10 protein-coding genes are annotated in these 12,708 nt (G+C 72.6%); 7 read left to right on the top strand and 3 right to left on the bottom strand.

Annotated features, from left to right (window positions below):
- Positions 1-128 precede the first annotated feature (128 nt).
- The 3 genes from E1281_RS30035 (at position 129) to E1281_RS30025 (ending at position 4,480) form a co-directional block, all read left to right on the top strand.
- On the top strand, positions 129-2,192 hold the full coding sequence (locus E1281_RS30035) for a hypothetical protein (protein ID WP_131883091.1): 2,064 nt from the start codon (positions 129-131) through the stop codon (positions 2,190-2,192).
- Between the two features lie 217 nt (positions 2,193-2,409).
- Positions 2,410-3,351, top strand: a complete 942-nt coding sequence (locus E1281_RS30030; RefSeq protein WP_131883093.1) for a glycosyltransferase family 2 protein — start codon at positions 2,410-2,412, stop codon at positions 3,349-3,351.
- A gap of 4 nt (positions 3,352-3,355) precedes the next feature.
- Complete coding sequence (locus tag E1281_RS30025) at positions 3,356-4,480, top strand: glycosyltransferase family 4 protein (RefSeq protein ID WP_131883090.1); 1,125 nt, start codon at positions 3,356-3,358, stop codon at positions 4,478-4,480.
- On the opposite strand, the gene trxA is transcribed toward E1281_RS30025, so the two are convergent.
- Together trxA and E1281_RS30015 are read right to left on the bottom strand one after the other, a co-directional pair.
- Positions 4,461-4,784, bottom strand: coding sequence for a thioredoxin (gene trxA, locus E1281_RS30020; RefSeq protein WP_131883089.1), 324 nt, complete (start codon positions 4,782-4,784; stop codon positions 4,461-4,463). The genes E1281_RS30025 and trxA overlap by 20 nt on opposite strands.
- Positions 4,781-5,764, bottom strand: coding sequence for a lysylphosphatidylglycerol synthase transmembrane domain-containing protein (locus E1281_RS30015; RefSeq protein WP_243717570.1), 984 nt, complete (start codon positions 5,762-5,764; stop codon positions 4,781-4,783). The genes trxA and E1281_RS30015 overlap by 4 nt, the downstream gene beginning before the upstream one ends.
- Positions 5,765-5,829: 65 nt before the next feature.
- On the opposite strand from E1281_RS30015, the gene E1281_RS30010 reads away from it, so the two are divergent.
- From E1281_RS30010 to E1281_RS29995, 4 genes are all read left to right on the top strand, one after another.
- Positions 5,830-6,534: a class I SAM-dependent methyltransferase gene (locus E1281_RS30010; RefSeq protein WP_131883088.1), complete on the top strand. Its 705-nt coding sequence runs from the start codon at positions 5,830-5,832 to the stop codon at positions 6,532-6,534.
- 65 nt (positions 6,535-6,599) lie between these two features.
- Positions 6,600-7,757 carry a glycosyltransferase family 1 protein gene (locus tag E1281_RS30005; protein WP_131883087.1) on the top strand — a complete coding sequence of 386 codons (1,158 nt, stop codon included), beginning with the start codon at positions 6,600-6,602 and terminating at the stop codon, positions 7,755-7,757.
- Between the two features lie 37 nt (positions 7,758-7,794).
- Positions 7,795-8,862, top strand: coding sequence for an NDP-sugar synthase (locus E1281_RS30000; RefSeq protein WP_131883086.1), 1,068 nt, complete (start codon positions 7,795-7,797; stop codon positions 8,860-8,862).
- 155 nt (positions 8,863-9,017) lie between these two features.
- Complete coding sequence (locus E1281_RS29995) at positions 9,018-9,785, top strand: DNA-3-methyladenine glycosylase 2 family protein (RefSeq protein ID WP_243717568.1); 768 nt, start codon at positions 9,018-9,020, stop codon at positions 9,783-9,785.
- 290 nt (positions 9,786-10,075) lie between these two features.
- Here the strand turns inward: E1281_RS29995 and E1281_RS29990 are convergent, their stop codons facing one another.
- Positions 10,076-12,637, bottom strand: a complete 2,562-nt coding sequence (locus E1281_RS29990) for a bifunctional FO biosynthesis protein CofGH (protein ID WP_131883084.1) — start codon at positions 12,635-12,637, stop codon at positions 10,076-10,078.
- Positions 12,638-12,708 lie beyond the last annotated feature (71 nt).

Raw genomic sequence — 12,708 nt, 5'->3', positions numbered from 1 at the left:
TCTCCGGCGTGTGCGCTCATGGGGCGAGCGTATGCCCGCATGATCGTCCGGGACCCATCACCCTGCCGGTACCGCTACGCTCCGCACGGGTGAACGAGTAGTCGACGGACGGGCACGGGGCGGAAGAGATGAACGCGGGTCGGCTGCTCGTGCGCGCCTCCGTGGTCCCGGCGCTCCTCGTCGTGGCGTGGCTGGCGGTCTCGCTGCCGCTGCTGATGGCGGGCGCCTTCCACCCGCTCCCGGCCCTCGCCCTGTTCGTCCCCGCGGCCGCCCTGACCCTCTGGCTGGGACTGCGCACGCGCCCCCTCCCCGGCGCCGGCAAGACCGACGATGCCGACAAGCCCGGTGGGCGGGAGGCGGACGCGGCGCCGTGGTGGACGGGCGCCGCGGTCTCCGGCATCGCGGTGGCGTTCCTGGTGCTCCAGGTCGTGATGTGCTCGGAGCAGATCATCGTCCGGCGCGACCCGGCCTCGTACGTGCAGTTCGCGACGTGGCTGGCCGAGCACGGGTCGCTGCCGATCCCGACGGCGGAACGGGCGTTCGGCGGCCCGGACGGCGCCCTCTTGTACGAGAGCCCCGCCTTCTACCAGTACGACGGCGCCATCGTCCCGCAGTTCATGGCGGGGTCGCCGCTGCTGCTGGCTCTCGGCGGCTGGGCCGGCGGGACCCACGGCATCCTGCTGATGGCGCCGCTGCTCGGCGCCTGCTGCGTGCTGGCGTTCGCCGGCCTGGTCGCCCGCCTCGTCGGGCCCCGCTGGGCGCCGGCCGGCGCGCTGCTCTTGGCGCTGTCGCTGCCGATGCTCTACGTGTCCCGCGGCACCTTCAGCGAACTGCCCGCGATCATCCTGCTGCTGGGCGGCCTGTCGCTGCTGCACGACTCGCGGCGCGAGGAGGGCCGGACCGCCGACCTGAAGGCGTTCCTCGGCGGCCTGGCGCTCGGCCTGATCGTGCTCGTCCGCATCGACGGGCTGCGGGACATCCTCCCCGTCCTCGTCTTCGCCGGGTTCTACGTGGCGCGCAGGCGGTGGATCGGCCACTGGACGGCCGGCGGCGTGCTGCTCGGCGCCGGCGCCGGGCTGGCCGAGGGCTTCACGCTGTCCCGGCCGTACCTGGCCTACCTGCGCTCGTCCGTCGAGCCGCTGCTGGCGATCACGGCGGCGGTCATCGTCGCGACGACGGCCATGGTGGTCCTGCTGCGCTGGGACCGGACGGGGGCGCGGCTGCGCCGTGCCGGGGACGCGGTCGCGCGGGGCAGGCTGCCGGGCGCCGCCGCCGTGCTGACCGTCCTGGTGATGCTGGGCTTCGCGCTCCGGCCCCTGGTGCAGACGGTCCGCCGCCCTCCGGCCACGCCCGACGACGAGATGAACGTCGGCTTCATCGAGACGGTCCAGCGGATCCAGAACCTTCCGGTGGACGGCACCCGCCAGTACTCGGAGCTGTCCCTCTCCTGGGTCTCCTGGTACATCGGCGTCCCGGCGCTGCTGTTCGCCACGCTCGGCGCGGCGCTGCTGGTGCGGCGGCTGCTGCGCGGGCGGTCCACCGAGTGGGCGCTGCCGTACGCCATGATCGTCTGGACGACGACGCAGGTGCTCATCCGGCCCGGGATCACCCCCGACCATCCGTGGGCGTCCCGGCGGCTGATCGGCCTCGTCATCCCCGGGCTGCTCCTGTTCACCGTGTTCGCGTCGGCCTGGACGGTGCGGCGCGTCCGCCGGCTCGGCTACTCGCCGCGGGCGGTGCGGGCGGGCGCGGTCACGGGCGTCGCGCTGCTGCTCGTGCCGGTCGTGCTGACGTCCGGCGGCTACATGGCGACCAGGACGGAGCAGGGGGAGGTCGCCGCCGTCGACGGCATGTGCGACGCGCTGCGGCCCGGCAGCGCCGTCGTGGTCGTCGAACGGTCGACCGCCGACCGGTTCCTTCAGGTCGTGCGCGGCATGTGCGGCAGGCCCGCCGCGCGCACGGCCGACGGCGCCACGCCCGCCGACGTGCGGCGCGTCGCCGGCGAGGTGCGCCGGGCCGGCCACCGTCCCGTGATCATGGCGGCGAAGGCGGACCAGGTCGCGCCGTACGGGCGGCCGACCCGGATCCTGCGGGTGGACACGCGGCAGGACGGGCGCACGCTCACCGAGCCGCCCGGCGGAACCTGGGGCCTGTCCATGGAGGTCTGGGTCGCCGAGCCCCCCGCGGAGTGACGCCGGCCTTGAGCGGTTCGGCGGCTCAGGTGCGCCGAGGCGAGTATCCTCGCGCTGCGTGAGCACCCAGTCCGCCGAGACCCAGTCCGCAGAGACGGCGTCCGCAGAGACGGCGTCCGCAGAGACGACGGCACAGCCCGCTCCCGAGGCCCCGCCCGCGCCCGAGCCCGCGGCGCCGCCCGCGCCGGGGCCGGCCGCCGCGCCCGCGCGGGAGCCGGTGCGGCCGCCCGAGCCCGAGGCCGCGCCGGAGCGGGCGGAACCGGATTCCCGTCCCGTCCACGTCACGATCGTCCTGCCCTGCTACAACGAGCAGGACCACGTGATCGAGGAGGTCGAGCGCATCACCCGGGCGATGGACGGGAGCGGCAAGACCTACGAGCTGCTGGCCGTCGACGACTGCTCGACCGACGCGACCCTCGCCCGGCTGCGCGAGGCGGCCCCCCGGTTCCCGCAGATGCGGGTCATCGCGTTCCAGCACAACAGCGGCTCGGGGACGGTCCGGCGCATCGGCTCCCAGCAGGCCCGCGGTGACATCGTGGTGTGGACCGACGCCGACATGTCCTATCCCAACGAGCGGATCCCCGAGTTCGTGGACCTCCTGGACACCGACCCGTCCATCGACCAGGTCGTCGGGGCGCGCACGAGCGAGGAGGGGTCGCACAAGGCACTGCGCGTCCCCGCCAAGTGGTTCATCCGCAAGGTCGCCGAGCGGCTCACCAACTCCAGGATCCCCGACCTGAACTCGGGGCTGCGCGCGTTCCGCCGCGAGGTGTCGCTGCCGTACCTGCGGCTGCTGCCGCCCGGGTTCTCCTGCGTCACGACGATCACGATCGCGTTCCTGTCGAACCAGCACCCGGTCCACTACATGCCGATCGACTACGCCAAGCGGGCCGGCAAGTCGAAGTTCCACTTCACCAAGGACGCCTACCGCTACATCCTGCAGGTGCTGCGGATGGTCATGTACTTCAACCCGCTCAAGGTGCTGATGCCGCCCGCGCTGTGGCTGATCCTGATCGGCCTGGGCAAGGGCGTGTTCGACATGATCGTGCACTTCGGCTACTTCGCCAACAACACCATCATGATCTTCGTGACGGGGTTGATCATCGCTTCGCTGGCCCTGCTCGCGGACCTGATCGTCCGATCACGTGGCGACGTCTAGCGGGATGCCGGAGAAACGTCGGATCACCATCGTCGGGCCCGCGTTCCCCTACAAGGGCGGCGGCGCGCACCACACCACGGAACTCGCGCACCGCCTGGCCGCGGCGGGTCACGACGTGGTCATCGAGTCGTGGCGCGCCCAGTACCCGGGGTTCCTGTACCCGGGGCAGCAGACGATCTCCGATCCGGAGGGCGAGCCGTTCTCCGGCACCCGGCGCCGGCTCGACTGGCGCCGCCCGGACGGCTGGTGGCGCACCGGCCGTGCCCTGCGTGCCCGCGACCTGGTCGTCCTGGCCGTGCTGAGTCCGGTTCAGGTGCCGTCCTACCTGGGGATCCTCGCGGGCCTGCGGCGCGGCGCCCCGGTCGTGGCGCTGTGCCACAACGTCCTGCCGCACGAGCGCAAGCCGTACGACGAGCCGCTGATGAAGCGCCTGCTGCGCAAGGTCGACGGCGTTCTCGTGCACTCCGAGGCGCAGGCCGGGCTGGCGCGGGGCCTCACCGCGCGCCCCGTGCGCGTCGCGGAGATGCCCGCCCACCTGCCCGTCGCCCCCGCCCCCGCGCGGGACGACAGGAAGGTGCGGCGCCGGCTCCTGTTCTTCGGGATCGTCCGGCCGTACAAGGGGCTGGACGTCCTGCTGCGCGCCCTCGCGAAAGGCCCGGACGACGTGGCGCTGACCGTCGCGGGCGAGTTCTGGGGCGGGCTGGACGAGACGCGCGAGCTGATCGGCTCGCTCGGACTCACGTCGCGGGTGGAACTGCGTCCGGGCTACGTCCCGGCGGCGGACGTGCCGGGGCTGTTCGCCGCCGCCGACGCGCTCGTCCTGCCGTACCGGACGGCGACCGCCTCGCAGAACGTGTGGATGGCCCACGAGCACGGCCTGCCGGTGATCGCCACCGACGTCGGCGGATTCGCCGATCAGGTCCGCGACGGCGTCGACGGCCTGATCTGCGCGCCGGACGACGTCGCGTCCCTGGCCGGGGCCCTGAACGGCTTCTACACGCCGGGGGAGCCGGAGCGCCTGCGCTCCGGCGTCCGCCCGGTCGACCACGCTCCGGTCTGGGCCGCCTACCTCGACGCGCTCACCGAGGGAGCGACCACGGGCGGCGCGCTCAGAGGTGGGGCTCGATGACCTTGAGCAGGGCGCGCTTGGGCTTGGCGCCGACGATCTGCTCGACGACCTCGCCGTTCTTGTAGAGCAGGAGCGTCGGCAGCCCCATCACGCCGTACTTGTTCGGCGTCTCGGGGTTGGCGTCGTAGTCCAGCTTCGCGATCTTGATCTTGCCGTCCTGCTCCTCGGCGATCTGGTCGAGGATCGGGGCGACCATGCGGCAGGGCCCGCACCAGTCGGCCCAGAAGTCGACCAGTACCGGGGTGTCGCTGCCGAGGACCTCGTCCGAGAACGTCGCGTCGGTCACGGTGATCGGGGCCGTCACGGTCCCTCCTTCGTCGGGTGCGTACCCCTCACAAGCTCTTTGGACGGCGGTTCATTCCCCGTGTCCGGCCCCGTGAGCCCGAGCTGCGTACGCCCGAGCAGGAGCGCGATCCCGGCGTTGACCAGGTCGGCGGCGGTCAGCAGCACCCGGGACGCGATCGCGACCACGACCGGCGCGCCCGCGGGCAGCACCGGCGTCAGCACGACCGTCAGCGCCGCCTCCCGCGCCCCGATACCGCCGGGCGCGATGAAGACGAGGAACCCGGCGACGAACGCCAGCGCGTACGCGCCCGTCGCGAGGAACGGCAGGCCCTTCCCGTCGCCGCCCACGGCGTTGCACAGCAGCCAGGTGTGCACGCCGAACAGGATCCACCCGAGGACCGTCCAGGCGATGGCCCGCAGCGTGACGCCCAGGCTCACCGGACGCTCCAGCGGGGGCCGGCGGATGACCCGGAGCATCAGCCCCAGGCACCAGGTCACGATCCTCGGGTGCAGGAGGCCCAGCAGGACCGGCGCCAGCAGGAACAGGAACCAGTACGTCTCGCGCGCCGCCGCCGACGTCAGCGGCAGCGTCACCGCCGCCACCGCGAGACCGCACGCCGTGGACGTCGCCACCGCCAGCAGCGTCGACCCGAAGCTGCGCTCGGGCGGCACCCTGTGCTCGCGCGTCATCTCGATCTGCGTCACCAGCGCCCACACCTTGCCGGGGACGTACTTGCCGAGCTGCGAGATCCCGGAGATCCGGAAGATGGCGCGCACGGGCAGCGGCGATCCGAGGCCGCCGAGGAACTCCCGCCACCCCAGCATCCAGACGAAGAGGCCCGCAAGGCCCGAGGCGAACGCCGCCGCCAGCGCCACCCAGGACATCTGCTGGAACGCGTCCACCGCCGCGTCCCGCTGGGAGGCCACGCTGTAGGCGCAGAACGCCAGCGCGAGCACCACGAGGAACACGCGCAACGCCCGCACGGCGACGACCTTCATCTTCACGCGCCCAGCGTAGGCGAACGTGACGTTCCAGCCGTCCGATCGTCCTAGAGTTGGAGGCGATGAAGATCTCGGATGTGGTCGCCTTCATGGGCCACCAGGTACATGTGTGCCGGTACCGCGAGGCGGGGACGCTCCTCGCCTGGATGGGCCGGGACCTGCGCGGCCGCCGCGTCCTCGATGTCGCCGGCGGCGACGGCTACTGGGCGGGCCGGGCGCGCAGGCGCGGCGCCGACGCGGTCTCGATCGACCTCGCCCGCGGCAAGATGGAGTACGGGCGCACGCTCGCCCACGCGCCCGCCCTGATCGAAGGCGACGCGCTCCGCCTCCCGTTCGGGGACGCCGCGTTCGACGCGGTCCTGTCCGTCTGCGCGATCGAGCACTTCGACGACGGCGGGAGATCCCTGGACGAGATGGCGCGAGTTCTCAAGCCCGGCGGTGAGATCTTCATGTCCGCCGACGTGCTGAGCCGCGCCGACACCTGGCCGAAGCTGCGCGACGCGCACAAGGCCAAGTACCACGTCCAGCACACCTACACGCACGACGGCCTCCGCAAGCTGATGGACGAGCGCGGCCTGGACCTGGTCAGGCACAGCTACCAGTTCCGCACGGCCGCCACCGAGCGCCTCTACCTGTCGCTTTCCACCTATGGCGGCAAGGTCGGCTTCAACGCGGCCGCGCCCCTGACGCCGCTCGTCGCCATGGCCGACCGCAAGGCCCCGAACGAGCGGGGCAGCATCGTGCTCGTCCAGGCGCGCAAAAGGTAGTTCTCGGGGGCGTAGGGTCGGGAGAGTAAAAAGTGATCTACGCCACCACGGAGGGGGAGCGGACCGTGGCGCCTCGGATTCTGCTCGACGCGACCGCCGTGCCGGCCGACCGCGGCGGACTCGGCCGGTACGTCGACGGGCTGCTGTGCGCCCTGCACGCGCAGGGCGCCGACCTGGCCGTCGTCTGCCAGCGGGCGGACGAGGAGCGCTACGGGGGCCTGGTCCCCGGAGCGCGCGTCGTCGCGGGCCCGGCGGCGCTGTCGCACCGCGCCACCCGGCTCGCCTGGGAGCAGTCGGGCCTGCCGCACGTCGCCGAACGCGTCGCCGCCGACGTCATCCACCTGCCGACCTACACGATGCCGGTGAGCGCGGCCCTGCCGACCGTGGTGACGATCCACGACGTGACGCCGTTCACCGAGCCCGAACTCCACGACCCGGTCCGCACCAGCTACGTCAAGTCGGCGACCCGCACCGCCGCCCGCCGCGCCACCCGGCTGATCGCCCCGTCCCGCGCGACCCGTGACGAGCTGGTCCGGATCCTCGGCGCCGACCCCGCCCTCATCGACGTCGCCTACCACGGCGTCGACCACGAGGTCTTCCACCGGCCGTCCGAGGCGGAGACCAAGCACGTCTCGGACCGGCTGGGCCTGCACGGCCACCCCTACGTCGCCTACCTGGGCGCGCTGGAGCCGCGCAAGAACGTCCCGAACCTGATCCGCGGCTGGGTCAGGGCGTGCGAGCACCGCCCGGACGCCCCGGCCCTGGTCCTGGCGGGAGGCGGCGGCTGGGACGACGAGGTCGACGCCGCGCTCGCCACCGTCCCGCTGGATCTGCGCGTCCTGCGGCCCGGCTACCTGCCCTGGCCGTCGCTCCCCGGCTTCTTCGGCGGCGCGCTCGTCGTCGCCCTGCCCAGCCGCGGCGAGGGCTTCGGCCTCCCCGTCCTTGAGGCGATGTCGTGCGGCGCGCCCGTCCTCACCACGCGGCGTGGTCCGCTGCCCGAGGTGGGCGGCGACGCGGTCGCCTACACCGAACCGGACCCGTCCGGCATCGGCACGGCCCTCGGCGACCTCTTCGACGACCCGTCCCGCCGCACCGCACTCGCCGACGCCGCCCACGCCCGCTCCCAGCAGTTCTCCTGGGCGGCGTCCGCGGAGGCGCACATGACCTCCTACCAGCGCGCCGTCGACCAGCACGAGAAGTCCGGAGGCACACGCACCCGCTAGGCTCTGCCACCACGCCCGCGGTGGAGAAAGGAACCGAGTGGAAGCGATCCTCCTGGTCGGAGGCCAGGGCACGCGCCTGCGTCCCCTGACCGTCTCCACCCCGAAGCCGCTGCTTCCCACGGCGGGCGTGGCGTTCCTCGCGCACCAGCTGGCCCGCGCCCATGCCGAGGGCGTGACCCGCATCGTGTTCGCCACGTCGTACCGCGCCGAGATGTTCGAGGCGGCCTTCGGCACCCACGCGCACGGCGTCGACCTGGCCTATGTCAGCGAGGACGAGCCGCTCGGCACCGGCGGCGCCATCCGCAACGCCGCGCGTGCCCTCACCTGTGGCCCGGACGACCCGGTCCTGATCCTCAACGGCGACATCCTGTCCGGCCATGATGTGCGCGCCCAGGTCAAACTGCACGAGCAGGCCGATGCCGCCGTCACCCTGCACCTGACCAGGGTCGACGATCCCTCCCGGTTCGGCTGCGTCCCCACCGACGACCAGGGCCGCGTCACCGCCTTCCTGGAGAAGACCCCCCATCCGGTGACGAACCAGATCAACGCGGGCTGCTACGTGTTCCGCCGCTCGGCCATCGACACGATCCCCGAGGACGAGGTCGTCTCCGTCGAGCGCGAGACGTTCCCGTCCCTGATCGCGTCCGGCGCCGTCGTCATGGGCCACGTCGAGTCGGAGTACTGGCTGGACGTCGGCACCCCGGAGGCGTTCGTCCAGGGCTCCCGCGACCTGGTCCTCGGCACGCTCTCGTCCCCGGCGATGCCCGGCGCACCCGGCGAGCGCCTCACCCTCGCCGGAGCGAGCGTCGCCCCGGGCGCGGTCGTCCGCGGCGGCACGACCGTCGGCCGCAACGCCGTCATCGAGGCCGGCGCCACGGTCATCGGCAGCGTCCTCCTGGACGACGCGCACGTCGCCGAAGGAGCCACGGTCCGCGACTCGGTGCTCGGCCGAGGCGCCCGCGCGGGCCACGGCGCCGTCCTGGAAGGCGCGATCCTCGGCGACGGCGCCATAGTCGGCCCCGGCAACGAACTCCGCCACGGCCTGCGCGTATGGCCCGGCATCGAACTCCCCCCAACCGCGATCCGCTTCACCCCCGACTCCTGATGGCCGCTGTCGCCGGTAAGGCCGGGCCCGCCGGGCACCTCCCCGGAAGCGTCCGGACATGGCGGCCCGGGTGGGCGCTGGACCTGCTCGGGACGCTTTCGCCGCATCAGCGGGGGCCTCATGATCCGGCCTTTCGGGTCGAGCGGGACGGGTCCGTGTGGCGTGCGTCCTTCACGCCCGAGGGACCGGGGACGCTGCGGCTCCGGCGCGCCGGGGACGTCGTCGACGCCGCGGCCTGGGGGCCGGGCGCCGAGTGGCTGCTGGACGGGGTGCCCGAGCTGCTGGGAGCCGCCGACGTCCCGGAGGAGTTCGAGGCGCGGGACGAGGTCGTCCGGGAGCAGGTCCGCAGGCGGCCGGGGTTGCGGCTCGGGAGGTCGCGGCGGGTGTTCGAGGCGCTCGTGCCCGCGGTGATGGAGCAGAAGGTGCTCGCGCAGGAGGCGTGGCGGGGGTGGGGGTACCTGCTGCGGAAGTTCGGGGAGCCCGCGCCGGGGGCGCCGCATATGCGGGTCCCGCCGCCGCCCCAGGTCTGGGTGCGGATTCCCTCGTGGGAGTGGCACCGGTCGGGGCTGGAGGCCGTGCGGGCTCGGACGATCATCGGTGCGGCCCGGGTCGCGAAGCGGCTGGAGGAGGACGCGGGGGAGGCCCGGCTGCGGTCGCTGCCGGGCATAGGGGTCTGGACGGCCGCCGAGATCCGTCAGCGGGCCGTGGGGGACCCCGACGCCGTCTCCGTCGGGGACTACAACCTGCCGGGGATGGTGGGGTGGGCGCTGGTGGGCCGCAAGGTCGACGACGCCGGGATGTTGGAGCTGCTGGAGCCCTACGCCGGTCACCGCTACCGGGTCACCCGGCTGCTGGAGTCGTCCGGGAGGCGCCCGCCGAGGCGCGGGCCCCGGCTGCCCGTCCGGGACTACCGGGCGTTCTGACCGGCCCGGGGCCGGGCGGCGCCAGAAGTCGTGCGGGGTCCAGACCAGGCCGTCGCGGCTGTCAGCGCAGAAAAGGGCGCCCGAGCAGTTCTCGCCCCCCGAGGATGCGGAATCCAGCTAAGCCGCATCTTCATTTTCAACGCTTTGAAGAGCGCTCGTAAAACTGGTCAGCAAATGTTCCTCGGCCTCCGGGTTGAAGCGGTCGGCCACGTCGCTCAGCGCGGGCGCGACGCCGCCGCCACACGGCCGGCCGCCTCCCCAGGTTCACCCGTCGGTCATACAGCCGAATCTCAGGTGCCGACCAGCGGCAGATTGAGTTTTCCTCCGTTGCCGAAGTGGCCGATGCCGTCGGTGCGGCGGGACGCTTCCAGGCGTTCTTCGGGCACTTCCCCGTAGAGGGTGGTTCGCTGCTTGGCGGGACGGCCCGCGCGTGCCGCTATCTCCTCCAGTTCGCTGATGGGCTTGAAGGAGCCGTTCTCCGACCCGGCCATGCGGCTGATGGTCTCTTCCATGAGCGTGCCGCCGAGGTCGTTCACGCCGCCTTGCAAGACGCGCGTGCAGAGTTCGTCCCCCAACTTCACCCAGGACGTCTGGATGTTGTGGATCGCGCCGTGCAGCAGGATCCGCGCCAAAGCGTGGACGGCGATGTTCTCCCGGACGGTCGGTCCCGGACGTGCCAGCCCGGCGAGATAGATAGGCGAGTTGTGGTGCACGAAGGGCAGCAGGACGAATTCGCTGAACCCGCCCGTCCGTTCCTGGATGGAGCGGAGCAGCTTGATGTGCGCGACCCAGTGCGAGGGGGTGTCCACGTGCCCGTACATCATCGTCGACGTCGTCGGTAGGCCGATCTCATGCGCGTTGGTGACGACCTCCACCCACTGGTCGGTGGGCAGCTTGCCCTTGGTCAGCACCCAGCGGACGTCGTCGTCCAGGATCTCGGCGGCCGTGCCTGGCAGCGAGTCGACACCGGCCTCCTTGGCGCCCTCCAGCCACTCCCGGATCGACATGTCCGTGCGGGACGCGCCGTTCACGACCTCCATCGGGCTGTAGGAGTGCAGATGGATGTCGGGTGCGCGGCGCTTCACCTCCCGGGCGAGGTCGAAGTAGGCGGTGCCGGGCATGTCCGGGTGGATGCCGCCCTGCATGCAGACTTCGGTGGCGCCCGCCGCCCACGCCTCGTCCACCCGGTCCCCGACCTGCTGGAGGGACAGCGTGTAGGCGTCGGCGTCCGTGCGGCGCTGCGCGAACGCGCAGAACCGGCAGCCGGTGTAGCAGACGTTGGTGAAGTTGATGTTCCGGGTGACGACGTAGGTGACGTCGTCGCCGGACACTTCGCGGCGCAGGTCGTCGGCGAGCTTGGCGAGGGCGTCCAGTTCCGGGCCTTCGGCGTGCAGGAGAGCCAGGGCTTCATCGTCCGACAGGCCCGCGGGGTTCTGCTCCGCACGCGCGAGAGCGGCCTTGACGTCGGCGTCGAAGCGCTGTGGGGCGGCCATGCGGTCGCGGAGCGCGTCCCAGTCGCCGTACACCTCGTCGAAGTCGTCCCGCCGGTCGCTGGTGCGGCCGGTCGTGTCGATCTCGGTGTGCAGGTCGGTCCGCCCGGACGCCTCGAACCCGCCGTCGGGTTCCTGCCAGGGGCGCCCCTCAAGGACGGCGTCCTCCCGCGCGAGGCCGGTCGCCGGGTCGGCCAGTGCCGCCACGTGGCCCATGAGCCGCGGGTCCAGCCACGGCTCGCCGCGCCGGACGTACTCGGGGTAGATCGTGAGCCGCTCGCGCAGCTCGAACCCCGAGGCCGCCGTCATCTCCGACAGCTCGTCGATCTGCGGCCACGGCCGCTCGGGGTTCACATGGTCCGGCGTCAGCGGCGACACGCCGCCCCAGTCGTCGATGCCCGCGCGCAGCATCAGCGCGTACTGGTCGGCGACCAGGTTCGGCGGCGCCTGAACGCGGGCCTTCGGGCCGAGGACGAGCCGCGTCACCGCGATCGTCGCGGCCAGCTCGTCCAGCTCGGCGTCGGGGGTGTCGCGCATCTTGGTGTCGGGCTTGGCGCGGAAGTTCTGGACGATGACCTCCTGGATCGCCCCGTACTCGCGCATCGTCCGCCGGATCTCGAAGATCGCGTCCGCGCGCTCCTCGACCGTCTCGCCGATGCCGATCAGGATGCCGGTCGTGAACGGCACGTTCGTCCGCCCCGCGTCCTCCAGGACCCGCAGCCGGACCGCCGGGTCCTTGTCCGGCGACCCGAAGTGCGGGCCGCCGCGCTCGCTGAACAGCCGCGTCGCGGTGGTCTCCAGCATCATGCCCATGGACGGCGCGACCGGCTTGAGCCGCTGGAAGTCGCGCCAGGTCAGCACCCCGGGGTTCAGGTGGGGCAGCAAGCCGGTCTCCTCCAGCACCCGGATCGCCATCGCCCGGACGTAGGAGAGCGTGTCGTCGTAGCCGTGGGCGTCCAGCCACTCGCGGGCCTGCTTCCAGCGGTCCTCGGGACGGTCCCCGAGGGTGAACAGGGCCTCCTTGCAGCCCATCTCCGCGCCCCGACGCGCGATCTCCAGGACCTCGTCGGGGCTCAGGTAGGGCGCGTCCAGCCTGTGCGGGACGGTCGCGAACGTGCAGTACCCGCAGCGGTCCCGGCACAGGCGGGTCAGCGGGATGAAGACCTTGCGGCTGTAGGTGATGATGCCCGGACGGCCCGCGGCCTCCAGGCCGGCGTCCCGGGTGCGGGCGGCGTAGGCGAGCAGATCGTCGAGCTGCGCCCCGCGGGCCTGCAGCAGTGTGGTGGCCTCGGATGGGTCGAGTGTCTTGCCGTCACGCGCGCGGGCCAGTGCCCGGCGAACCGCGGAGCTCGTGGCGTCCATGCGGGCACTCTATGCCAATCGTCATAATTCGCACCGCCCCGGGGCCACCGAAATGACCTGCGTGAGTACCC

Source organism: Actinomadura sp. KC345, from assembly GCF_004348515.1.
Lineage (GTDB): Bacteria > Actinomycetota > Actinomycetes > Streptosporangiales > Streptosporangiaceae > Spirillospora.
The sequence above is the reverse complement of the archived record's forward strand: the minus strand, read 5'-3'. Positions and strand labels throughout refer to the sequence as shown.

Coding starts and splice junctions, on each gene's coding strand:
- E1281_RS30025 (WP_131883090.1), top strand. CDS start 3,356: ATGCCGGAGAAACGTCGGATCACCATCGTCGGGCCCGCGTTCCCCTAC.
- E1281_RS30035 (WP_131883091.1), top strand. CDS start 129: ATGAACGCGGGTCGGCTGCTCGTGCGCGCCTCCGTGGTCCCGGCGCTC.
- E1281_RS30015 (WP_243717570.1), bottom strand. CDS start 5,764: ATGAAGGTCGTCGCCGTGCGGGCGTTGCGCGTGTTCCTCGTGGTGCTC.
- E1281_RS30010 (WP_131883088.1), top strand. CDS start 5,830: ATGAAGATCTCGGATGTGGTCGCCTTCATGGGCCACCAGGTACATGTG.
- E1281_RS29990 (WP_131883084.1), bottom strand. CDS start 12,637: ATGGACGCCACGAGCTCCGCGGTTCGCCGGGCACTGGCCCGCGCGCGT.